The organism is Streptomyces roseofulvus, assembly GCF_039534915.1.
GTDB lineage: Bacteria > Actinomycetota > Actinomycetes > Streptomycetales > Streptomycetaceae > Streptomyces > Streptomyces roseofulvus.
Genome location: NZ_BAAAWE010000001.1, coordinates 1,641,620 through 1,664,899, shown reverse-complemented (window position 1 = coordinate 1,664,899; position 23,280 = coordinate 1,641,620). Strand labels below are relative to the sequence as shown.

Sequence of the window (23,280 nt, the reverse complement as noted above, 5' to 3'; positions counted from 1 at the left end):
CACACCGGCGTGGCCGCGGCCGGGAACGGTCCGACGTCTGCGGGGGAAGGTCCCCACACACACTTCGTGGCCTCCGTGCGCCCACCCGGCGCCCGGACGGTTTGGACAGGGAGAAACGACAGGTGGCAGCACCGAAGAAGGGCCGAAGGCCGGCGGGGGGACAGAGCCGGCCGGGCCGCGCCCTGGCACTCATTCTGATCGCCATGGTCGCGCTCACCGGCGGCATGTTCTGGTCGGGGCACACCACCCCGCGCCTCGGCATCGACCTCGCCGGCGGCACGTCGATCACGCTCAAGGCCAAGGCGGAGCCCGGCCAGGAGTCGGCGGTCAACGAGACCAACATGAACACGGCGGTCGGCATCATCGAGCGCCGTGTCAACGGTCTCGGCGTCTCCGAGGCCGAGGTCCAGACGCAGGGCCGCGAGAACATCATCGTCAACATCCCCAAGGGGACGAACGAGAAGCAGGCCCGCGAGCAGGTCGGCACCACCGCCCAGCTCTACTTCCGGCCCGTCCTCGCCGTCGCGGCCGCCGCGCCCGAGCCGGCGCCGACGGCGACCCCCTCGGGTACGGCCACGCCGAAGCCCTCCGCGTCCGCCTCGGTGGGCGACAAGAAGTCGGCCACGCCGACCGCCACCGCCTCCACCCAGGGCCGCGCGCTCTCCGAGGCCCTCAAGGCCCCGAACGCCACCGGCACGCCCACCCCCGGCGGCAGCGCCTCCGCCACGCCGAAGGCGAACGGCACCCCGAAGGCGAGCGGCACCCCGCAGCCCACCCCGTCCGCGGACGCCGACACCGCCGCCCTCCAGCAGAAGTTCGCCACGATGAACTGCCTGGACCCGAAGGTGCGCGCGGCGGCCGGCCAGGGCGTCAAGCCGACCGAGCCCACGGTGGCCTGCGGCGAGGACGCGCCCGGCGTCTGGTCGAAGTACCTGCTCGGCCCGGCCGAGGTCGAGGGCCGCGACGTCGACGACGCCAAGGGCGTCCTCGACCAGCAGCGGTCCATGTGGATCGTGACGATGGACTTCACGGAGGCGGGCTCCAAGAAGTTCCAGGCGATCACCAGCAAGCTGTCCCAGCAGGCCGATCCGCAGAACCGCTTCGCGATCGTCCTCGACGGCAACGTCGTCTCGGCCCCCTCGGTCCGCCAGACGCTCAGCGCCAGCGCGGAGATCTCCGGAAACTTCAACCAGCAGTCCGCCCAGGACCTCGGCAACATCCTGTCCTACGGTGCGCTGCCGCTGACCTTCGACACCCAGAGCGTCGACACCGTCACCGCCGCCCTCGGCGGCGAGCAGCTGGAGGCCGGCCTCATCGCCGGCGCCATCGGCCTCGCGCTGGTCGTCATCTACCTGGTGGTCTACTACCGCGGCCTGTCGTTCATCGCGATCCTCAGCCTCGGCGTCTCCGCCCTGCTCACCTACGTGATCATGGCCCTGCTCGGCCCGGCCATCGGCTTCGCGCTGAACCTGCCGGCCGTCTGCGGCGCCATCGTCGCCATCGGCATCACCGCCGACTCGTTCATCGTGTACTTCGAGCGCATCCGCGACGAGATCCGCGAGGGCCGCACCCTGCGCCCGGCCGTCGAGCGCGCCTGGCCGCGCGCCCGCCGGACCATCCTGGTCTCCGACTTCGTGTCGTTCCTCGCCGCCGCGGTGCTCTTCATCGTCACCGTCGGCAAGGTCCAGGGCTTCGCGTTCACGCTCGGCCTGACCACCCTGCTCGACGTCGTCGTGGTGTTCCTCTTCACCAAGCCGGTGATGACCCTGCTCGCCCGCACGAAGTTCTTCGGCAACGGCCACAAGCTGTCCGGCCTGGACCCGAAGAGCCTCGGCGCCAAGCCGCCGCTGCGCCGGACCCGTCGTACCGCCCCCGCCGCCGGCGCCGCCGGCACCGTCGAACCGAAGGAGGCGTGAGATGTCGAAGCTCGGAGATCTCGGCGCCCGGCTCCACCGCGGTGAGGTCGGCTACGACTTCATCGGGAACCGCAAGATCTGGTACGGCCTCTCCGTCCTGATCACCATCACGGCCATCGTCGCCCTCGCCGTCCGCGGCCTCAACATGGGCATCGAGTTCCAGGGCGGCGCCGTCTTCACCACCCCGAAGACGGACGTCACCGTCAGCCAGGCCACCGAGTACGCGGAGGAGGCGTCCGGCCACGACGCCATCGTCCAGCAGCTCGGCAACGGCTCCCTGCGCATCCAGGTCGGCGGCCTCGACACCGAGCAGTCCGACCAGGTCCGCACCGAGCTGGCCAAGGACCTGGGCGTCCCCGAGGACAAGATCGCCGCCGAGCTGGTCGGCCCCAGCTGGGGCGAGCAGATCGCCACCAAGGCGTGGACCGGCCTCGGCGTCTTCATGATCCTCGTGGTGATCTACCTGGCCATCGCCTTCGAGTGGAGAATGGCCGTCGCGGCGCTGATCGCGCTGATCCACGACCTCACGATCACGGTCGGCATCTACTCGCTGGTCGGCTTCGAGGTCACGGTCGGCACGGTGATCGGTCTGCTGACCATCCTCGGCTACTCGCTGTACGACACCGTCGTCGTCTTCGACTCCCTCAAGGAGCAGACGAAGGACATCACGAAGCAGACCCGCTTCACCTACAGCGAGATGGCCAACCGCTCGATCAACGGCACCCTGGTCCGCTCCATCAACACCACCGTCGTGGCGCTGCTGCCCGTCGCGGGCCTGCTCTTCATCGGCGGCGGCGTCCTCGGCGCCGGCATGCTCAACGACATCTCGCTGTCGCTCTTCGTGGGTCTGGCCGCCGGTGCCTACTCCTCGATCTTCATCGCCACCCCGCTCGTCGCCGACCTCAAGGAGCGCGAGCCGGCCATGAAGGCGCTGAGGAAGCGGGTGCAGGCCAAGCGCGCCTCCGCCGCCGCCCGCGGCGAGGACGGCCTGGACGAGGGCACCGGCGCGGCCGAGACGGCCGTCGTCGGACCCCGTGCCGCCCGCCGCGGCCGAGCCCAGGAGCCGCGCCGGTGACGGCCGAGGCCCAGGACGTGACCGGCCTGCTGCTCAGCCGGATCCGTGACGTCCCCGACTACCCGAAGCCGGGCGTGCTGTTCAAGGACATCACCCCGCTGCTCGCGGACCCGGAGGCGTTCACGGGCCTCACCGACGCCCTCGCCGCGCTGTGCTCCGCGCACGGCGCGACGAAGATCGTCGGCCTGGAGGCCCGCGGCTTCATCCTCGCCGCGCCGGTCGCCGTCCGCGCCGGCCTGGGCTTCATCCCGGTCCGCAAGGCCGGCAAGCTGCCCGGGGCCACGCTCCGCCAGGCGTACGAGCTGGAGTACGGCACCGCCGAGATCGAGGTCCACGCCGAGGACCTGGCCGCGGGCGACCGCGTCATGGTCATCGACGACGTCCTCGCCACCGGCGGCACCGCGGAGGCGTCCATCGAGCTCATCCGCCGCGCCGGCGCCGAGGTCGCGGGCGTCGCGGTCCTCATGGAGCTCGGCTTCCTCCCGGGCCGCGCCCGGCTGGAGCCCGCCCTCCGGGGGGCTCCGCTCACCGCGCTGATCACCGTCTGAGACGCGTCCGGAACGAATCCATCGGATTCCGGCCAGGGGCGCCCCGGGAATTCCCGGGGCGCCCCTGGCGTTTGCCCCGGTACGTCCCCGGAAGGGGCCGCGGAAGCGGTCCCGGGTCCCGGTCCCTTCCCCCGGCCGCGTGAGCACGCGGCGTCATGGCTCGATACGATGGCCTTTCCGGGCCTGACCGGGGGACCCGGACCTCCCCCAGACCCCGTCCGGGGGGACCCCAGAGGAGCGCTCTTTGCCAGACGAGGCCCAGTCACTCTCCGCCGCGCAGCCCGACCCCCAGGCCGACCAGGCCGCGCAGGGAACCGGCACGCCCCGGAACAAGCCCGCGGAGAACAGGCCGAAGCCTGCTGCGCCCGCTCCGGCACCGGCCCCCGCGCCGACCCGCTCCGGCGGCTCCTCGAACCGGGTGCGCGCCCGCCTGGCCCGGCTCGGAGTGCAGCGCTCGTCGCCGTACAACCCGGTCCTCGAACCGCTCCTGCGGATCGTCCGCTCCAACGACCCCAAGATCGAAACGGCCACTTTGCGCCAGATCGAGCGGGCCTACCAGGTCGCGGAGCGCTGGCACCGCGGCCAGAAGCGCAAGAGCGGCGACCCGTACATCACCCACCCGCTCGCCGTCACCACCATCCTCGCCGAGCTCGGCATGGACCCGGCGACCCTGATGGCCGGCCTCCTCCACGACACCGTCGAGGACACCGAGTACGGCCTGGAGGACCTCCGCCGCGACTTCGGCGACCAGGTCACGCTCCTCGTCGACGGCGTCACCAAGCTCGACAAGGTCCGGTTCGGCGAGGCCGCGCAGGCCGAGACCGTCCGCAAGATGGTCGTCGCCATGGCCAAGGACCCCCGGGTCCTCGTCATCAAGCTCGCCGACCGCCTGCACAACATGCGCACCATGCGCTACCTCAAGCGGGAGAAGCAGGAGAAGAAGGCCCGCGAGACCCTCGAGATCTACGCGCCCCTGGCCCACCGCCTGGGCATGAACACCATCAAGTGGGAGCTGGAGGACCTCGCCTTCGCGATCCTCTACCCCAAGATGTACGACGAGATCGTCCGGCTCGTCGCCGAGCGCGCCCCCAAGCGGGACGAGTACCTCGCCATAGTGACCGACGAGGTCCAGGCCGACCTGCGCGCCGCCCGCATCAAGGCGACCGTCACCGGCCGCCCCAAGCACTACTACAGCGTCTACCAGAAGATGATCGTCCGCGGCCGGGACTTCGCGGAGATCTACGACCTGGTCGGCATCCGCGTCCTCGTGGACACCGTCCGCGACTGCTACGCGGCCCTCGGCACCGTCCACGCGCGATGGAACCCGGTCCCCGGCCGGTTCAAGGACTACATCGCGATGCCGAAGTTCAACATGTACCAGTCGCTGCACACGACGGTCATCGGCCCCAACGGCAAGCCCGTCGAGCTGCAGATCCGCACCTTCGACATGCACCGCCGCGCCGAGTACGGCATCGCCGCGCACTGGAAGTACAAGCAGGAGGCCGTCGCCGGCGCCTCCAAGGTCCGCACCGACGTCCCCAAGGGCGGCGGCAAGGACGACCACCTCAACGACATGGCGTGGCTGCGCCAGCTGCTCGACTGGCAGAAGGAGACCGAGGACCCGGGCGAGTTCCTGGAGTCCCTCCGCTTCGACCTCTCGCGCAACGAGGTCTTCGTCTTCACGCCCAAGGGCGACGTCATCGCGCTGCCCGCCGGCGCCACCCCGGTCGACTTCTCGTACGCCGTCCACACCGAGGTCGGCCACCGCACCATAGGGGCGCGGGTGAACGGCCGGCTGGTGCCGCTCGAATCCACCCTCGACAACGGCGACCTGGTGGAGGTCTTCACCTCCAAGGCCGCCGGCGCCGGGCCCTCCCGCGACTGGCTGGGCTTCGTCAAGTCCCCGCGCGCCCGCAACAAGATCCGCGCCTGGTTCTCCAAGGAACGCCGCGACGAGGCCATCGAGCAGGGCAAGGACGCCATCGCGCGGGCCATGCGCAAGCAGAACCTGCCGATCCAGCGGATCCTCACCGGCGACTCGCTCGTCACCCTCGCCCACGAGATGCGGTACAACGACATCTCCTCGCTGTACGCGGCGATCGGCGAGGGCCACGTCACCGCCCAGTCCATCGTGCAGAAGCTGGTGCAGGCGCTCGGCGGCGAGGAGGCGGCCACCGAGGACATCGAGGAGGCCGCGCCGCCCACGCGCGGCCGCGCCAAGCGCCGCTCCAACGCCGACCCCGGCGTGGTCGTCAAGGGCGTCGAGGACGTCTGGGTCAAGCTGGCCCGCTGCTGCACCCCGGTGCCCGGCGACCCGATCATCGGCTTCGTCACCCGTGGCAGCGGCGTCTCCGTCCACCGGAGCGACTGCGTCAACGTCGACTCCCTCTCCCGGGAGCCGGAGCGGATCCTGGAGGTCGAGTGGGCCCCGACCCAGTCCTCGGTCTTCCTGGTCGCCATCCAGGTCGAGGCACTGGACCGCTCCCGGCTCCTCTCGGACGTCACCCGGGTCCTCTCGGACCAGCACGTCAACATCCTCTCGGCGGCCGTCCAGACCTCCCGCGACCGCGTCGCCACCTCCCGCTTCACCTTCGAGATGGGCGACCCCAAGCACCTGGGCCACGTCCTCAAGGCGGTCCGCGGCGTCGAGGGCGTGTACGACGTCTACCGCGTGACGAGCGCGCGCAGGCCGTAGCCGTACCCGCACGAGGAAGGGCCCCCGGCACGCGCCGGGGGCCCTTCCTCGTGTCCGTACGGACGGCTCGGCCGATTCAGCCGCCGAACTCCTGGAGGCCCTTCAGGGCCTGGTCCAGCAGGGCCTGGCGGCCCTCCAGCTCCTTGGAGAGCTTGTCGGCCTTGGCGTCGTTGCCGGCCGCGCGGGCCGCGTCGATCTGCTTGCGCAGCTTCTCGACGGCGTCCTGGAGCTGGCCGGTCAGACCCGCGGCACGCGCGCGTGCCTCCGGGTTGGTGCGGCGCCACTCGGCCTCCTCGGCCTCCTGGATCGCCCGCTCCACCGCCTGCATCCGGCCCTCCACCTTCGGGCGGGCGTCGCGCGGCACGTGGCCGATGGCCTCCCAGCGCTCGTTGACGGCGCGGAAGGCGGCGCGGGCGGCCTTCAGGTCCGTCACCGGGAGCAGCTTCTCGGCCTCGGCGGCCAGCTCCTCCTTCAGCTTGAGGTTCTCGGTCTGCTCCGCGTCACGCTCGGCGAAGACCCCGGACCGGGCGGCGAAGAAGACGTCCTGGGCGCCGCGGAAGCGGTTCCACAGGTCGTCCTCGTGCTCGCGCTGGGCCCGGCCCGCGGCCTTCCAGTCGGCCATCAGCTCGCGGTAGCGGGCCGCGGTCGCACCCCAGTCGGTCGAGTTCTGCAGCGCCTCGGCCTCGGCGACCAGACGCTCCTTCGCCTTCCGGGCGTCCTCGCGCTGCGCGTCGAGCTGGGCGAAGTGGGCCTTGCGGCGCTTGGAGAAGGCCGAGCGGGCGTGCGAGAAGCGGTGCCACAGCTCGTCGTCGGACTTCCGGTCGAGCCGGGGAAGGCCCTTCCAGGTGTCCACCAGCGACCGCAGCCGCTCGCCGGCCGCCCGCCACTGCTCGCTCTGCGCCAGCTCCTCGGCCTCGGTGACCAGCGCCTCCTTGGCGGCACGCGCCTCGTCGGCCTGCTTCGCCTTCTGCGCCTTGCGCTCCTCGCGGCGCGACTCCACCGACTCCGCGAGCTTGTCCAGCCGGGCGGAGAGCGCGGCCAGGTCGCCGACGACGTGGTGCTCGTCGACCTGATGCCGGATGTGCTCGATCGCCGCCTGGGCGTCCTTCGCCGAGAGGTCGGTGGTCTTCACCCGCTTCTCGAGGAGGCCGATCTCGACAACCAGGCCCTCGTACTTGCGCTCGAAGTAGGCCAGCGCCTCCTCGGGGGTGCCCGCCTGCCAGGATCCGACGACCTTCTCACCCTCGGCCGTCCGCACGTACACGGTGCCCGTCTCGTCGACACGGCCCCACGGGTCGCTGCTCACAGCGCCTCCTCACCATGATGCCCTCCACGGGTGGTGACCCCCGGGCATCGTCCACAGTTCCTGGGCGGGCCTCGCCCGCCTTCCGCGGCGCGGCCGACGGATCGGACCGCACCGCACAACGCCAATCTAGGCGAACGGCGGCCCGGCTGTCCGCACTCAGCGCGACCGAAATTCCACGGTCACGTGCGTGCGGACCTCCGGGCCGCCGTCCTGCCGAGCGCCCCGCCTCACTTCGCGGAGACGGTCGCCTTCTCGATGGTGACCGGCTTCTTGGGGGCGCCGTCGCCCTGGCCGCCCTCGGCACCGGCCGCGCCGACCTTCTGGACCGCCTTCAGCCCGGCCGCGTCGATCGTGCCGAAGGGGGTGTACTGCGGCGGCAGCTTCGAGTCCTTGTAGACGAGGAAGAACTGCGAGCCGCCGGTGCCCGGCTGCCCCGTGTTGGCCATGGCGACCGTGCCCGCCTTGTACGTGACCTTGCCGTCGGCGCCGGGCTTGCCCAGGGCGTCGAGGTTCTCGTCCGGGATGGTGTAGCCGGGGCCGCCCATGCCGGTGCCCTCCGGGTCGCCGCACTGGAGGACGAAGATCCCGGCGGTGGTGAGCCGGTGGCACTTCGTGCCGTCGAAGTACTTCTTGTCGGCGAGGTGCTTGAAGGAGTTCACCGTCCGCGGCGTCTTCGCCGCGTCCATGGTGATCGTGACCTCGCCCTCGTTGGTCTTCAGGGCGAAGTCGTACGTGCCCTTGGCCTCGATGGCCATCTTCGGCTCGCCGCTCGCCGTCTCCGTCTCGGTGCTCTTGGCGTCGTCCCCCAGGAGCGACACCGACGCGTACACCGCGCCGCCGGCCGCGAGCACCACCGCGAGGGAGGCCGCGATCACCGTGTTGCGCCGCTTGGTCTTGCGCTGCGCCTCCGCCCGTCGCTGCTGCTGGCGCGCGTACTTGTCCCTGGCGAGCTGCCGCCGCCGCTGATCGCTGGTGACCACCGGGTCCGCTCCCTCTCGTTCGTGTGTTCCTGTCCTGGCCGGATGTGCCCGTACCGTATACGGGTTGGCTGTGGAATACGCACCGCCGGTAGGCTCTGATCTGCTGCATTCCGCGAGACCGCAGCCCACTGCCGGACGACACAGAAGGACGATCGTGCTGATTGCCGGGTTCCCCGCCGGGGCCTGGGGCACCAACTGCTACGTGGTCGCCCCCGCCGCAGGCGAGGAGTGCGTCATCATCGACCCGGGCCACCAGGCCGCCCAGGGAGTCGAGGAGACGCTGAAGAAGCATCGGCTCAAGCCCGTCGCGGTGGTCCTCACCCATGGCCACATCGACCACGTCGCCTCCGTCGTCCCGGTCTGCGGCGCCCATGACGTACCCGCGTGGATCCACCCCGCCGACCGGTACATGATGAGCGACCCGGAGAAGGCCCTCGGCCGCTCCATCGGGATGCCGCTCATGGGCGAGCTGACCGTCGGCGAGCCGAACGACGTGCACGAGCTCACCGACGGGGCCGCGCTGAAGCTCGCGGGCATGGACTTCTCGGTCGCCCACGCGCCGGGCCATACCAAGGGGTCGGTGACCTTCCGGACGCCGGAGACCTCGGAGATCCCCTCCGTGTTCTTCTCCGGCGACCTGCTGTTCGCCGGCTCCATCGGCCGCACCGACCTGCCCGGCGGTGACATGGACGAGATGCTCGCGTCGCTGACCCGTGTGGTCCTGCCGCTCGACAACTCGACCGTCGTCCTGTCCGGCCACGGTCCCCAGACGACCATCGGCCAGGAGCGCGCCACCAACCCGTATCTGCGGCAGGTGGCCTCCGGCCTCGGGAGCGAACAGGCTCCCCGACGAGGAATGTGACGAGACTTCCGTGAGCACCTTCAAGGCCCCCAAGGGCACGTACGACCTGATCCCGCCGTTCTCCGCGGCCTACCTCGCGGTACGGGACGCCATCGCCGCCCCGGTGCGACGGGCCGGCTACGGCTACGTCGAGACCCCCGGCTTCGAGGACGTGAACCTCTTCGCGCGCGGCGTCGGCGAGTCCACCGACATCGTGACCAAGGAGATGTACGCCTTCGAGACCAAGGGCGGCAGCAAGCTGGCCCTCCGTCCCGAGGGCACCGCCTCCGTGCTGCGCGCGGCCCTGGAGGCCAGCCTGCACAAGCAGGGCAACCTGCCGGTCAAGCTCTGGTACTCGGGCTCGTACTACCGGTACGAGCGCCCGCAGAAGGGCCGCTACCGCCACTTCTCGCAGGTCGGCGCCGAGGCGATCGGCGCCGAGGACCCGGCCCTGGACGCCGAGCTGATCATCCTGGCCGACGAGGCCTACCGCTCGCTCGGCCTGCGGAACTTCCGCATCCTGCTGAACTCGCTCGGCGACAAGGAGTGCCGCCCCGTCTACCGCGAGGCCCTGCAGACCTTCCTGCGCGGTCTCGACCTCGACGAGGAGACCCTGCGCCGCGCCGAGGTCAACCCGCTGCGGGTCCTCGACGACAAGCGGTCCGACGTGCAGAAGCAGCTCGTCGACGCGCCGCTGCTCCGCGACTACCTGTGCGACGCCTGCAAGGCGTACCACGAGCAGGTCCGCGAGCTGATCACCGCCGCCGGAGTCGTCTTCGAGGACGACCCGAAGCTGGTCCGCGGCCTCGACTACTACACCCGGACCACCTTCGAGTTCGTCCACGACGGCCTCGGCTCGCAGTCCGCCGTCGGCGGCGGCGGCCGCTACGACGGCCTCTCCGAGATGATCGGCGGCCCCTCGCTGCCGTCCGTCGGCTGGGCGCTCGGCGTCGACCGGACCGTCCTCGCGCTGGAGGCGGAGGGCGTCGAGCTGGACCTGCCCGCCACCACCAGCGTCTTCGCGGTGGCCCTCGGCGAGGAGGCGCGCCGCGTCCTCTTCGGCAAGGTCACCGAGCTGCGCCGGGCCGGCGTCGCCGCCGACTTCTCCTTCGGCGGCAAGGGCCTCAAGGGCGCGATGAAGGACGCCAACCGCTCCGGCGCCCGGATCGCCCTGGTCGCCGGCGAGCGCGACCTCGCCGAGGGCGTGGTCCAGGTCAAGGACATGGAGTCCGGCGAGCAGCGCCCGGTCGCCCTGGACGGCGTCCTGGACGCCGTCCGCGCCCTGCTCGGCTGAGCCTTCGCACCGGGGGAGGGGCCCGGTCCGCCACGTGCGGGCCGGGCCCCTCCCGCGTCGGTCCACCCCGCCGGACACGCCGTCCGGGACCGCCGGGCGCCGTCCCGGGACCTCCGGCCCTTACCTCCTGCGAACGCCGACCCGTATACCCCTTGTTGCAGAATGTCCGTGGCCACAAGGCCGGCGAGCGAACGAGAAGGCGACAGGCATGACGAAAGCCGACGCGGAGACGACGGGTACGGCGGGCACCATCGGCGCGAGCAAGGGCCTCGCCTGGCTCCTGGTGATCACCGGGGCGGCCGGGCTGCTCGCCGCCTGGGTCATCACCCTCGACAAGTTCAAGCTCCTGGAGGACCCGAACTTCGTCCCCGGGTGCAGCCTGAACCCCATCGTGTCCTGCGGCAACATCATGAAGAGCGAGCAGGCGTCGGTCTTCGGCTTCCCCAACCCCATGCTCGGCCTGGTCACCTACGCCATGGTGATCGCCATCGGCGTCGGCCTCCTCGCCGGCGCCCGCTACCGCCGCTGGTACTGGCTCGGCCTCAACGCCGGCACCCTCTTCGGCGTCGGCTTCTGCACCTGGCTGATGCAGCAGTCCCTGTACGAGATCAACTCGCTCTGCCTGTGGTGCTGCCTCGCCTGGGCCGCCACCATCGTCATGTTCTGGTACGTGACCTCGCACAACGTCCGCTCGGGAGTCGTCCCCGCCCCGGCCGGCGTGCGGACCTTCTTCGCCGAGTTCACCTGGGTCCTGCCCGTCCTGCACCTCGGGATCATCGGCATGCTGGTCCTCACCCGCTGGTGGGACTTCTGGACCGGGTGACCGCTCCGGCCCGGCTTGTCGGTGGCGTGACCTAGGCTTCATGGACGTGGAGCCCGACCTCTTTACCGCAGCCGCCGAAGAACGCCAGGAGAAGGACCCGTCCAGCAGCCCGCTGGCGGTCCGGATGCGCCCCCGCACCCTCGACGAGGTGGTGGGCCAGCGGCACCTGCTCAAGCCCGGCTCGCCGCTGCGGCGGCTCGTCGGGGAGGGCACCGGCCCGGCCGGCGCCTCCTCGGTGATCCTCTGGGGCCCGCCCGGCATCGGCAAGACCACCCTCGCGTACGTGGTCTCCAAGGCCACCGACAAGCGCTTCGTCGAGCTCTCCGCGATCACCGCCGGCGTCAAGGAGGTCCGGGCCGTCATCGACGGCGCCCGCCGCGCCTCCGGCGGCTACGGCAAGGAGACCGTCCTCTTCCTCGACGAGATCCACCGCTTCTCCAAGGCCCAGCAGGACTCCCTGCTGCCCGCCGTCGAGAACCGCTGGGTCACCCTCATCGCCGCCACCACCGAGAACCCGTACTTCTCGGTGATCTCCCCGCTCCTCTCCCGCTCCCTGCTCCTCACCCTGGAGCCCCTCACCGACGAGGACCTCAGCGGCCTCATGGACCGGGCCGTCACCGAGGAGCGCGGCCTCGGCGGCGCCGTCGAGCTCCTCGACGACGCCCGCGCCCACCTGCTGCGGATCGCCGGCGGCGACGCCCGGCGCGCCCTCACCGCCCTGGAGGCCGCCGCCGGCGGCGCCCTCGCCAAGGGGGAGCGGGAGATCACCCTCCAGACCGTCGAGGAGGCGGTCGACCGGGCCGCAGTCACGTACGACCGGGACGGCGACCAGCACTACGACGTCGCCAGCGCCCTCATCAAGTCCATCCGCGGCTCCGACGTCGACGCGGCCCTGCACTACCTGGCCCGCATGATCGAGGCGGGGGAGGACCCCCGCTTCATCGCCCGCCGCCTGATGATCTCCGCCAGCGAGGACATCGGCCTCGCCGACCCGCAGGCCCTGCCGCTCGCCGTCGCCGCCGCCCAGGCCGTCGCCATGATCGGCTTCCCCGAGGCGGCCCTCACCCTCAGCCACGCCACCATCGCCCTCGCCCTGGCCCCGAAGTCCAACGCGGCGACCAACGCGATCTTCGCCGCCCGAGAGGACGTGCGGAACGGCCTGGCCGGCCCCGTCCCGCCCCACCTGCGCGACGGCCACTACAAGGGCGCCGCCAAGCTCGGCCACGCCCAGGGGTACGTCTACCCGCACGACGTGCCCGGCGCGATCGCCGCCCAGCAGTACGCCCCCGACGCCCTCCACGGCAAGCGGTACTACGAGCCCACCCGCTACGGCGCCGAGGCCCGCTACGCGGACGTGGTGGAGAAGGTCCGCGAGCGCCTGAAGGGCGACGGCTGACCGAGCCCGGGCCGGCGGCCCGGGGGCCGAGACGGCGGCGCCCCGGGGAGCCGGTACACTGGTCGGGATCGCTGCGTCCCGTGTCCGGCCCAGGCCGGCACCACCAGAGCGGGACAGTCAGCAGGAGACCCGGCCCCCGGGCAGGGTTTCCAGGAGCGTCGCGCACCTCGAATGGTGTCGCGTGCCACCCACCACCCCCCGGCTTTCCGGGACCGGCGGTGGGTCGTTCGCGTGCTGCACGTACGTGCCCAGACCGGGAAGCGGCTGCCCGACAGGTCCCTCGTGGACCCGGCGGGTTTTCCCGGCTGCGGATTGCGACCTCCCTAACCACTGGTGAAGCCGTATTCGTTCAGATAGAGAGGTTGGTTCATGGCGAACCAGGCCCGCCCCAAGGTCAAGAAGTCGCGTGCCCTCGGCATCGCGCTGACGCCGAAGGCCGTCAAGTACTTCGAGGCCCGTCCCTACCCGCCGGGCGAGCACGGCCGCGGCCGCAAGCAGAACTCGGACTACAAGGTCCGTCTGCTCGAGAAGCAGCGTCTGCGTGCCCAGTACGACATCAGCGAGCGCCAGATGGCGCGCGCCTACGACCGCGCCAAGAAGGCCGAGGGCAAGACGGGCGAGGCGCTGGTCGTCGAGCTCGAGCGCCGTCTCGACGCCCTGGTCCTGCGTTCGGGCATCGCCCGCACCATCTACCAGGCCCGTCAGATGGTCGTCCACGGCCACATCCAGGTCAACGGTGGCAAGGTCGACAAGCCGTCCTTCCGCGTCCGTCCCGACGACGTCGTGATGGTCCGCGAGAAGTCCCGCGCGAAGACCCTGTTCCAGGTCGCCCGCGAGGGTGGCTTCGCCCCCGACGGCGAGACCCCGCGCTACCTCCAGGTCAACCTGAAGGCCCTGGCCTTCCGCCTGGACCGCGAGCCGAACCGCAAGGAGATCCCGGTCATCTGCGACGAGCAGCTGGTCGTCGAGTACTACGCCCGCTGATCCAGCGGCCGATGGGTGCACCTCCCAGCGGCAGCGCTGGGGGATTCACCCCCGCGGTGTTCAGCCCGCCGCTTCCCCGCCCTTTCCGGTGGGGGAGCCGGCGGGCTTCCGCGTTCCCGGCACCACCGGACGCGCGGTGCGGAACGGCCGCGGCGCCGCCACCCCGGGCCGCCCGCCCGTGACCGCGCCCGACCGGTCGGCCACCGCCCGCTCCACCGTCTCGTCCAGCGACAGCCCCTGGCCCAGCCGGAACGCCTCCTCGTACCGCTCGGCGCCCAGCTCCGCCACCGCCCGCCCCGCGCACAGCGCCCGCGGCCCGTCGAAGGAGCCCGACCCGAACAGCTGGATCCCCACCGCGTCCCACACCGGCAGCGCCGCGCCCTGGAGCACCGCCGCCTCCACCGGATCGCCCTCGCTCACCGTCACCAGCGCCAGCAGCTCCAGCGCCAGTACCACCCCCACCAGGTCGCGGAAGAGGTGGTTGATCGTCACGCACTCCACCAGCAGCTCCCGCGCCTCCGGGAGCGCGTCCCGCGTCCACGCCGAGTACGCCAGCACATAGAGCGCGTACGCCCGCGTCCAGCGCTCCCCGCGCTCCTCGCAGACCTCCCGCACCTCCCGGCAGATCGCCGTCGCCCCCTCCAGGTCGCCCCGGAAGGCCCGCGCCATGGCCAGCTCCACCTGGCCCATGAGCACGTTGCTGTTCAGCTCGCCCAGCTCGCCGTACGCGTCGAGGGCCCGGCCCAGCAGCTCCTCGGCGCGCGGGAAGTCGTCGGAGAGCAGCGCCAGACAGCCCAGCCGGTGCGTCGCGTACGCCTCCGCCAGCCGGTTCCGGGAGGCCCGGGCCCGCTCCCGGCAGCTGTGCAGCGCGGCCACCGCCGCCGTCGGGTCGCCCTGCAGGACCGCCACGTAGCCGAGCACCCACAGCGCCTTCAGCCGCGCCTCCTCGTGCCCGGAGTCGAGCGCCAGCGCCCGGTCGAGCCAGTGCCGCCCCTCCGACAGCCGCCCGCAGCCCACCCAGGCGAACCAGAGCGTCCCCGCCAGGTGCTGGGCCAGGTGGGCGTCGTCCGGCGATTCCAGGCACACGTCCAGCGCCGCCCGCAGGTTCGGCAGCGCCGCGGCCGTCCGCGCCGCCACCTCCGCCTGCCGGGGGCTGAACCACTCCAGCTCGCACCAGGTCGCCAGGCCCATGTACCAGTCGCGGTGCCGCCGCCGCATCCGCTCGGTGTCCCCGAGCGCCGCCAGCCACTCCGCCCCGTACGCCGCCACCGTGTCCAGCATCCGGTAGCCCGGGCCCGCCGCCGTGTCCTCCCGGGTCACCAGCGACTGCGCGAGCAGCCCGCCCAGCAGGTCGAGGATCCCGTCCTGCGGCAGACCGGTGCCCCCGCACACGTACTCCACGGCCTCCAGGTCGAACGGACCGGCGAAGACCGAGAGCCGCGCCCAGAGCAGCCGCTCCTCCGGCGTGCACAGCTCGTGGCTCCAGCCGATGGCGGTGCGCAGCGTCTGGTGGCGGGGGAGGGTCCCGCGCCCGCCGTCGCCGAGCAGCCGGAAGCGGTCGTCGAGCCGGGCCAGCAGCTGCTCCACGGAGAGCAGCGGCAGGCGTCCCGCCGCCAGTTCCAGCGCGAGCGGGATCCCGTCGAGCCGCCGGCACAGCTCCCGTACCGACGCGTCGTCCGCGAGGGCGGGTGCGCCGGCCCGGGCGGCCCGCTCGGCGAGCAGCGTCAGCGCGTCCGGCTCGCCCATCGGCGCCAGCGTCAGCACCGTCTCGCCGGGGATCCGCAGCGGGCGGCGGCCGGTGGCCAGGACGGTCAGCCCGGGGGCCGCCGCGAGCAGCTCGTGGACGAGCGGGGCGCAGACGTCCACCAGGTGCTCGAAGCCGTCGATGACCAGGAGCAACCGGCGCTCGGCGAGGTGGTCGAACAGGACCTCGCGCGGGGGACGACGGGTGTGGTCGGTCAGGCCGAGCGCCTCGACGACGGCGTGCTCGACCAGCGCCGGGTCGCGCAGCGGGGCCAGCTCCGCCAGCCGCACCTCGTCGCTGTAGCGTTTCTGCACCGCCGCGGCGGTCCTCAGAGCCAGCCGGGTCTTCCCCACACCGCCCACGCCGAGGACCGTGACGAGACGTGATTCGGCCAGGAGCGCTGCCAGTTCGGCCTGCTCGTCGGCCCGGCCCACGAACCGGTTGAGCTCCGCCGGGAGATTGCTGCGTCGCATGGGACACGGAGCGTACTCATCCGCGCGCGCTCCGTACAATCTGATCGCGTCACTCCCGCCTCACGGGCGGTAATGCGGTACGGCGTGACAGCCCGGGCGCGATAGGGTCGGGGGACTACTTTTTCGCATGACCCGAACGACCGATGACGACAGCAGAGAGCGGTGCGCAGTGACCGGTGGAGAGGTTGCCGGCATCCTGGTGGCCGTGTTCTGGGCGATCCTCGTCTCCTTCCTCGCCGTGGTGCTGGCGAGGCTGGCGCAGACGCTCCGGGCGACCACCAGACTCGTGGCGGACGTGACCGAGCAGGCCGTTCCCCTGCTCGCCGACGCGTCGGCGACCGTCCGCTCGGCACAGACCCAGCTCGACCGGGTCGACGCCATCGCCTCGGACGTCCAGGAGGTCACCGCCAACGCCTCCGCGCTCTCGACGACCGTCGCCTCCACCTTCGGCGGCCCGCTCGTCAAGGTCGCCGCGTTCGGGTACGGGGTCCGCAGGGCGCTCGGCCGCGGCCGGGACCGCGAGGAGGCGGCGCCCGCCACGGGGCGCCGTACCGTGATCGTCGGCCGTACCGTGCCCCGCGCACGGCGCCGGAAGCAGAAGGGCTGAGCCGCGATGTTCCGCCGCACGTTCTGGTTCACGGCCGGCGCAGCCGCCGGCGTCTGGGCCACCACCAAGGTCAACCGCAGGATCCAGCAGCTGACCCCCGAGTCCCTCGCGGCCCAGGCCGCGAACAAGGCGATCGAGGCGGGCCACCGGCTCAAGGACTTCGCCCTCGACGTGAGGGCGGGCATGGTCCAGCGCGAGGCGGAGCTGGGCGAGGCGCTCGGCCTCGACGCGGCGCCTCCCGCGGACCGGGAGCTCCCGGAGCCCCGCCGCCGGGCCGCCCTCGGCCCGACCCCGAACAAGACCACGACCACGTTCTCGTCGCGTCCCTCGCGCACGATCTCGTACAACCGGAATGAGGACCACTGATGGAGTCGGCTGAAATCCGCCGCCGCTGGCTGAGCTTCTTCGAGGAGCGCGGGCACACCGTCGTCCCTTCGGCGTCGCTCATCGCGGACGACCCGACTCTGCTGCTCGTCCCCGCCGGCATGGTGCCGTTCAAGCCCTACTTCCTGGGTGAGGTCAAGCCGCCCTTCACGCGCGCCTCCAGCGTGCAGAAGTGCGTCCGCACCCCGGACATCGAAGAGGTCGGCAAGACCACCCGCCACGGCACGTTCTTCCAGATGTGCGGCAACTTCTCCTTCGGCGACTACTTCAAGGAAGGCGCCATCAAGCTCGCCTGGGAGCTGCTGACCACCCCGGTGGAGCACGGCGGCTACGGGCTGGAGCCGGAGAAGCTCTGGATCACCGTCTACCTGGAGGACGACGAGGCCGAGCGCATCTGGCGCGACGTCGTCGGCGTCCCGGCCGAGCGCATCCAGCGCCTCGGCAAGAAGGACAACTACTGGTCGATGGGCGTCCCCGGACCCTGCGGCCCGTGCTCCGAGATCAACTACGACCGCGGCCCCGAGTTCGGCGTCGAGGGCGGCCCGGCCGTCAACGACGAGCGGTACGTGGAGATCTGGAACCTGGTCTTCATGCAGTACGAGCGCGGCGAGGGCTCCGGCAAGGAGGACTTCCCGATCCTCGGCGAGCTCCCGTCGAAGAACATCGACACGGGCCTCGGCCTGGAGCGCCTGGCGATGATCCTCCAGGGCGTCCAGAACATGTACGAGACGGACACCCTCAAGGTCGTCATCGACAAGGCCACCGAGCTCACCGGCGTCGCCTACGGCAAGGCCCACGACAGCGACGTCTCGCTGCGCGTGGTCGCCGACCACATGCGCACCTCCGTGATGCTCATCGGCGACGGCGTCACGCCGGGCAACGAGGGCCGCGGCTACGTGCTCCGCCGCATCATGCGCCGCGCCGTCCGCAACATGCGCCTGCTCGGCGCCACCGGCCCGGTCGTCGGCGAGCTCGTCGACACGGTCATCAGGACCATGGGCGAGCAGTACCCGGAGCTGGAGACCGACCGCAAGCGGATCGAGACGGTCGCCCTCGCCGAGGAGGCCGCGTTCCTGAAGGCCCTCAAGGGCGGCACCAACATCCTCGACACCGCCGTCACCGAGACCAAGGCCGCCGGCGGCACGGTCCTCGCCGGCGAGAAGGCCTTCCTGCTCCACGACACCTGGGGCTTCCCGATCGACCTCACCCTGGAGATGGCCGCCGAGCAGGGCCTCTCCGTGGACGAGGCCGGCTTCCGCCGCCTGATGCAGGAGCAGCGGGACCGCGCCAAGGCCGACGCCAAGGCCAAGAAGACCGGCCACGCCGACGTCTCCGCCTACCGCGAGATCGCCGACACCTCCGGCGCCACCCAGTTCACCGGCTACACCAACACCGAGGGCGAGTCCACGGTCGTCGGCCTGCTGGTGAACGGCGTCCCGTCGCCGGCCGCCTCCGAGGGCGACGAGATCGAGGTCGTCCTCGACCGCACCCCCTTCTACGCCGAGGGCGGCGGCCAGATCGCCGACCAGGGCCGGATCCGGCTGCACTCCGGTGCCGTCATCGAGGTCCGCGACGTGCAGCAGCCCGTCCCGGGCGTCTCGGTGCACAAGGGCTCGGTGCAGGTCGGCGAGGTGACCGTCGGCTCCACCGCCTACGCCACCATCGACGTGCGCCGCCGCCGGGCCATCGCCCGCGCCCACTCGGCCACCCACCTGACCCACCAGGCGCTGCGCGACGCCCTCGGCCCGACGGCCGCCCAGGCCGGTTCCGAGAACCAGCCCGGCCGCTTCCGCTTCGACTTCGGTTCGCCGAACGCCGTCCCCGGCACGGTCCTCATGGACGTCGAGCAGAAGATCAACGAGGTCCTGGCGCGCGAGCTGGAGGTGCACGCCGAGGTCATGCCGATCGACGAGGCCAAGCGCCAGGGCGCCATCGCCGAGTTCGGCGAGAAGTACGGCGAGCAGGTCCGCGTCGTCACCATCGGCGACTTCTCCAAGGAGCTGTGCGGCGGCACCCACGTCCACAACACCGCCCAGCTGGGTCTGGTGAAGCTGCTCGGCGAGTCCTCCATCGGCTCCGGCGTGCGCCGCATCGAGGCCCTGGTCGGCGTCGACGCGTACAACTTCCTCGCCAAGGAGCACACGGTCGTCGCCCAGCTCCAGGAGCTGGTCAAGGGCCGCCCGGAGGAGCTGCCGGAGAAGATCTCCTCGATGCTCGGCAAGCTGAAGGACGCCGAGAAGGAGATCGAGAAGTTCCGCGCGGAGAAGGTCCTCCAGGCCGCCGCCGGCCTGGTCGACTCCGCCAAGGACATCCGCGGTCTCGCCCTGGTCACCGGCCAGGTCCCGGACGGCACCGGCGCCGACGACCTGCGCAGGCTGGTCCTCGACGTGCGCGGCCGGATCCCCTCCGACCGCCCGGCCGTCGTCGCCCTCTTCACCACGGCCAACGGCAAGCCGCTGACGGTCATCGCCACCAACGAGGCCGCCCGCGAGCGCGGCCTCAAGGCCGGCGAGCTGGTCCGCACCGCCGCCAAGACCCTCGGCGGCGGTGGCGGCGGCAAGCCGGACGTCGCCCAGGGCGGCGGCCAGAACCCGGAGGCCGTCGGCGAGGCCATCGCCGCCGTCGAGCGCCTCGTGGTGGAGACGGCGTGACGATGCGCCGCGGCCGCCGTATCGCGGTCGACGTCGGGGACGCCCGGATCGGGGTCGCCTCGTGCGACCCCGACGGGGTCCTCGCCACGCCGGTGGAGACCGTGCCGGGACGTGACGTCCCGGCCGCCCACCGGCGGCTCCGCCAGATCGTCGAGGAGTACGAGCCGATCGAGGTCGTCGTGGGCCTGCCCCGCTCGCTCAGCGGGCGGGAGGGCCCGGCCGCGGCCAAGGTCCGCGCGTTCGCCCGGGAGATGGCGAAGGGCGTCGCCCCGGTGCCGGTCCGGCTGGTCGACGAGCGGATGACCACGGTGACCGCGACCCAGGGGCTGCGGGCCTCCGGCGTGAAGTCCAAGAAGGGGCGGTCCGTCATCGACCAGGCCGCCGCCGTGATCATCCTTCAGAACGCTCTTGAGTCCGAACGGGTATCAGGTAATCCGCCCGGTGAGGGCGTCGAAGTGGTCATCTGATCGCGATACGGTAACGTTCCGCGCGATGCGGCGGTGTTCGAACAGCTGCCGCACTACGTAGAGGCGGATCGTCCGGAAGCCTCGCGGCTGTTTGGGGATCGATGACTGAGTATGGCCGGGGCCAGGGCCCCGAACCGTGGCACCCCACGGACCCGCTCTACGGGGACCAGGGGTGGGAAGGTCAGCAGCAGTACCAGCAACAGCCGCAGCAGGCCACGCCGTACGCGCAGGGTGGCCAGGGGTACCAGGACCCGTACGCCCAGCAGGGCTACGGGACCGACCCGTACCAGCAGCAGGCCGCCTATCAGCAGCAGTACCCGCAGCAGGGCTACGTCGACCCGCACGCACAGGTGTACGGGGACCAGGGGCAGGCGCAGGCGTACGAGCAGACCGGCTGGAACCAGGGCTACGACACGCCCGGGCAGCACGGACAGGCGTACGACGGCACCTGGGAGACCGGCCAGGCCGCCATGGCCTACAACGCGCCGCCCGCCGACCCGTACGGCGGCCAGCAGCCCGACCTCTACGGCACGCCCGAGGCGTACCCGCCGCCCCAGCCGCCCGGCCGCCGGCAGCAGCCGCCGCAGCCGGTCGTCGACTGGGAGCCCGAGCCGGAGCCCGAGCCCGTGCGGCAGGCGCCCCGGGAGGCCCGGGAGCCGGAGGAGTCGCACCCCTTCTTCACGGGCGACGACGACGAGGACGGCTACGAGGACGAGGAACCGTCCTCGCGCCGGGGCCGGGGCGGACGCGGCGACGACCGCGAGCGCGAGCGCCGCGGCAAGGAGAAGAAGCGCAAGGGCAAGAACGGCGTCGCCTGCCTCGTCGTGGCCGCGGTCCTCGTCGGCGGCGTCGGCGGCATCGGCTACTTCGGCTACCAGTTCTGGCAGGGCCAGTTCGGCGAGGCGCCCGACTACGCGGGCACCGGCACCGGCGAGGTCCAGGTCGAGATCCCCAAGGGCGCGTTCGGCAACGAGATCGGCAACATCCTCAAACAGGCCGGTGTCGTGAAGAGCGTCGACGCCTTCGTGGCGGCGCAGCAGAAGAACGCCAAGGGCAACTCGATCCAGGCCGGCGCCTACACGCTCAAGAAGGAGATGTCCGCGGAGAGCGCGGTCGCGCTGATGCTGGACCCGGCGAGCCAGGCCAACCTGATCATCCCCGAGGGCAAGCGCAACGCCTGGGTCTACGAGCAGCTGGACACCCGCCTCGACCTCAAGCCCGGCACCACGAAGGAGATCGCCTTCGAGAAGGCCGACTCCCTGGGCCTGCCCGACTGGGCCCAGAACCACAAGAACGTCAAGGACCCGTTGGAAGGCTTCCTCTTCCCGGCGAGCTACCCGGTCAGCAAGGGCACGAAGCCCGAGGAGGCCCTCCGGAAGATGGTGAACCGCGCCAACGCGGAGTACCAGAAGCTGGACCTCGAGGGGAAGGCGTCGGCGCACGGTCTGAAGGGACCGTGGGAGCTGCTGACGGTCGCGAGCCTCGTGCAGGTCGAAGGCAAGTACAAGCACGACTTCGACAAGGTCGCGCGGGTGGTCTACAACCGCCTCCAGCCGGACAACGCGGAGACGGCGGGCCGGCTGGAGTTCGACTCGACGGTGAACTACCTCCGCGGCAAGAGCACCCTCGACGTCGGCACCGTCGAGGAGATGCGCAAGATCGTGGACCCCTACAACACCTACGCGTACGACGTGAAGGGCCTCGTTCCCGGCCCCATCAGCAACCCCGGCATCGAGGCGCTGAACTCGGCCATCAGTCCCGCCGACGGTCCGTGGTACTACTTCGTGTCGATCAACGAGAACAAGACCGTCTTCTCGAAGACGCTCGATGAGCACAACGCGAACGTGGCGCAGTACGAGAAGGAACGGGAGAGTTCGGGCCAGTGAGCACGCAGCACCGCGCCGCCGTCCTCGGTTCGCCGATCGCCCACTCGCTCTCCCCGGTCCTGCACCGGGCCGCGTACGCGGAGCTGGGCCTGGACGACTGGTCCTACGAACGCTTCGAGGTCGACGAGGCGGCGCTGCCGGGCTTCGTCGCGGAGCTGGACGGCTCGTGGGCAGGCCTGTCGCTGACCATGCCGCTCAAGCGGGCGATCATCCCGCTGCTGGACGAGGTCAGCGCCACGGCGGCCGCCGTGGAGGCGGTGAACACGGTGGTCTTCCGCGAGGACGGCCGCCGGGTCGGCGACAACACCGACATCCCCGGCATGATCGCCGCCCTGCGCGAGCGGGGCGTCGAGAAGGTGGAGTCCGCGGCGATCCTCGGCGCGGGCGCCACCGCGTCCTCCGCGCTCGCCGCGCTGGCCCGGGTCTGCGCGGGCCCCGTCACGGCGTACGTCCGCAGCGAGGCCCGGGCGGAGGAGATGCGCGGCTGGGGGGACCGGCTCGGCGTGGACGTCCGCACCGCCGCCTGGGACGACGCGGCGGACGCCTTCGCGGCCCCGCTGGTGATCGCGACGACCCCGGCCGGGACGACGGACACCCTGGCGACCGTGGTCCCGGATCGCCCCGGTGCCCTCTTCGACGTGCTCTACGACCCCTGGCCCACCACGCTGGCCGCCGCCTGGTCCGAGCGCGGCGGTAAGATCATCGGCGGCTTGGACCTCCTGGTCCACCAGGCGGTGCTCCAGGTCGAACAGATGACGGGCACCCCGAAGGCCCCGCTGGCCGCCATGCGCGCCGCCGGCGAGGCCGCCCTCGCCGCGCGCTGACCCCGCGCGGCCGCCCGGGGTGCCATGACACCCGGGGGGAACGGGGATGGACGGGGACGTCACGCTCGCGTCGAAGGCGGATCTCGCCTTCGACGCCTTGCGCTTTCTGTACGTGGGATTCCTCAGCTCACTGCCGGCGTGGGCGCGGTACACCGTGCTCGCGCTCTTCGGCCTGACCGTCGTGTACGGCTTCGTCGGCTGGCTGCGGAGACGGGGCACCGACGCGCCCCCGGGCGCCGACGCCGTCCACGAGGACGAGGCGCGCGTCCGATAGCTGGACCGGAGGCCGGGCTCACGCCCCGGACGTGGGAGGATCGGGGGGTGGCGGGTCCGGGCCGCGCGTCCGGGCCTGTCGTCGCAGTGCCCAGGCGAGCATGAGGAGCATC

At 71.8% G+C, this 23,280-nt stretch carries 19 protein-coding genes; 16 read left to right on the top strand and 3 right to left on the bottom strand.

Translation table 11 applies throughout. The features are described from left to right. Window positions 1–122: 122 nt before the first annotated feature. From secD to ABFY03_RS07580, 4 genes are all read left to right on the top strand, one after another. The gene (gene secD, locus ABFY03_RS07595) at window positions 123–1,916 is read left to right on the top strand and encodes a protein translocase subunit SecD (protein WP_346169539.1); all 1,794 of its coding nucleotides are present in this window, start codon (window positions 123–125) and stop codon (window positions 1,914–1,916) included. A 1-nt stretch (window position 1,917) separates the two neighbouring features. Then, a complete protein-coding gene (gene secF, locus ABFY03_RS07590) occupies window positions 1,918–2,991 on the top strand; it encodes a protein translocase subunit SecF (protein WP_319009834.1) in 1,074 nt (357 codons plus the stop codon). Beyond that, window positions 2,988–3,539 (top strand): adenine phosphoribosyltransferase, encoded by a 552-nt coding sequence (locus tag ABFY03_RS07585; RefSeq protein ID WP_319009833.1) that lies wholly within the window; start codon window positions 2,988–2,990, stop codon window positions 3,537–3,539. The genes secF and ABFY03_RS07585 overlap by 4 nt, the downstream gene beginning before the upstream one ends. 244 nt (window positions 3,540–3,783) lie before the next feature. Then, window positions 3,784–6,234 (top strand): RelA/SpoT family protein, encoded by a 2,451-nt coding sequence (locus ABFY03_RS07580; RefSeq protein WP_346169538.1) that lies wholly within the window; start codon window positions 3,784–3,786, stop codon window positions 6,232–6,234. Between the two features lie 76 nt (window positions 6,235–6,310). On the opposite strand, the gene ABFY03_RS07575 is transcribed toward ABFY03_RS07580, so the two are convergent. Together ABFY03_RS07575 and ABFY03_RS07570 are read right to left on the bottom strand one after the other, a co-directional pair. Next, on the bottom strand, window positions 6,311–7,540 hold the full coding sequence (locus ABFY03_RS07575) for a DUF349 domain-containing protein (RefSeq protein WP_319009831.1): 1,230 nt from the start codon (window positions 7,538–7,540) through the stop codon (window positions 6,311–6,313). A gap of 227 nt (window positions 7,541–7,767) precedes the next feature. Next, the gene (locus ABFY03_RS07570; protein ID WP_319009830.1) at window positions 7,768–8,520 is read right to left on the bottom strand and encodes a peptidylprolyl isomerase; all 753 of its coding nucleotides are present in this window, start codon (window positions 8,518–8,520) and stop codon (window positions 7,768–7,770) included. Window positions 8,521–8,674: 154 nt separating this feature from the next. On the opposite strand from ABFY03_RS07570, the gene ABFY03_RS07565 reads away from it, so the two are divergent. The 5 genes from ABFY03_RS07565 to rpsD all read left to right on the top strand — a co-directional run bounded on the left by ABFY03_RS07565 (window position 8,675) and on the right by rpsD (window position 13,858). Further along, window positions 8,675–9,382, top strand: coding sequence for an MBL fold metallo-hydrolase (locus tag ABFY03_RS07565; protein ID WP_346169537.1), 708 nt, complete (start codon window positions 8,675–8,677; stop codon window positions 9,380–9,382). A gap of 10 nt (window positions 9,383–9,392) precedes the next feature. Continuing rightward, window positions 9,393–10,655 (top strand): histidine--tRNA ligase, encoded by a 1,263-nt coding sequence (hisS, locus tag ABFY03_RS07560; protein WP_319009828.1) that lies wholly within the window; start codon window positions 9,393–9,395, stop codon window positions 10,653–10,655. 208 nt (window positions 10,656–10,863) lie between these two features. Then, entirely contained in the window at window positions 10,864–11,478 is a 615-nt protein-coding gene (locus tag ABFY03_RS07555) for a vitamin K epoxide reductase family protein (RefSeq protein WP_319009827.1), read from the top strand. 46 nt (window positions 11,479–11,524) lie between these two features. Next, on the top strand, window positions 11,525–12,874 hold the full coding sequence (locus ABFY03_RS07550; RefSeq protein WP_346172212.1) for a replication-associated recombination protein A: 1,350 nt from the start codon (window positions 11,525–11,527) through the stop codon (window positions 12,872–12,874). A 369-nt stretch (window positions 12,875–13,243) separates the two neighbouring features. After that, the gene (gene rpsD, locus ABFY03_RS07545) at window positions 13,244–13,858 is read left to right on the top strand and encodes a 30S ribosomal protein S4 (RefSeq protein WP_030745475.1); all 615 of its coding nucleotides are present in this window, start codon (window positions 13,244–13,246) and stop codon (window positions 13,856–13,858) included. Between the two features lie 60 nt (window positions 13,859–13,918). Here rpsD and ABFY03_RS07540 read toward each other — a convergent pair whose 3' ends face one another. Continuing rightward, window positions 13,919–16,075 carry an ATP-binding protein gene (locus ABFY03_RS07540; protein ID WP_346169536.1) on the bottom strand — a complete coding sequence of 719 codons (2,157 nt, stop codon included), beginning with the start codon at window positions 16,073–16,075 and terminating at the stop codon, window positions 13,919–13,921. Between the two features lie 127 nt (window positions 16,076–16,202). Between ABFY03_RS07540 and ABFY03_RS07535 the strand changes: the two genes are divergently transcribed. From ABFY03_RS07535 to ABFY03_RS07505, 7 genes are all read left to right on the top strand, one after another. After that, window positions 16,203–16,682, top strand: coding sequence for a DUF948 domain-containing protein (locus ABFY03_RS07535; protein WP_346169535.1), 480 nt, complete (start codon window positions 16,203–16,205; stop codon window positions 16,680–16,682). Window positions 16,683–16,688: 6 nt separating this feature from the next. Beyond that, complete coding sequence (locus tag ABFY03_RS07530) at window positions 16,689–17,048, top strand: DUF6167 family protein (RefSeq protein ID WP_319009824.1); 360 nt, start codon at window positions 16,689–16,691, stop codon at window positions 17,046–17,048. Continuing rightward, window positions 17,048–19,717 (top strand): alanine--tRNA ligase, encoded by a 2,670-nt coding sequence (gene alaS / locus ABFY03_RS07525; RefSeq protein ID WP_319009823.1) that lies wholly within the window; start codon window positions 17,048–17,050, stop codon window positions 19,715–19,717. The genes ABFY03_RS07530 and alaS overlap by 1 nt, the downstream gene beginning before the upstream one ends. 2 nt (window positions 19,718–19,719) lie before the next feature. Continuing rightward, window positions 19,720–20,184: a Holliday junction resolvase RuvX gene (ruvX, locus tag ABFY03_RS07520; protein WP_031005548.1), complete on the top strand. Its 465-nt coding sequence runs from the start codon at window positions 19,720–19,722 to the stop codon at window positions 20,182–20,184. A 101-nt stretch (window positions 20,185–20,285) separates the two neighbouring features. Then, window positions 20,286–22,070 (top strand): endolytic transglycosylase MltG, encoded by a 1,785-nt coding sequence (gene mltG / locus ABFY03_RS07515; RefSeq protein ID WP_346169534.1) that lies wholly within the window; start codon window positions 20,286–20,288, stop codon window positions 22,068–22,070. After that, complete coding sequence (locus ABFY03_RS07510) at window positions 22,067–22,894, top strand: shikimate dehydrogenase (protein ID WP_346169533.1); 828 nt, start codon at window positions 22,067–22,069, stop codon at window positions 22,892–22,894. The genes mltG and ABFY03_RS07510 overlap by 4 nt, the downstream gene beginning before the upstream one ends. A gap of 46 nt (window positions 22,895–22,940) precedes the next feature. Next, on the top strand, window positions 22,941–23,168 hold the full coding sequence (locus ABFY03_RS07505; protein WP_319009820.1) for a hypothetical protein: 228 nt from the start codon (window positions 22,941–22,943) through the stop codon (window positions 23,166–23,168). Window positions 23,169–23,280 lie beyond the last annotated feature (112 nt).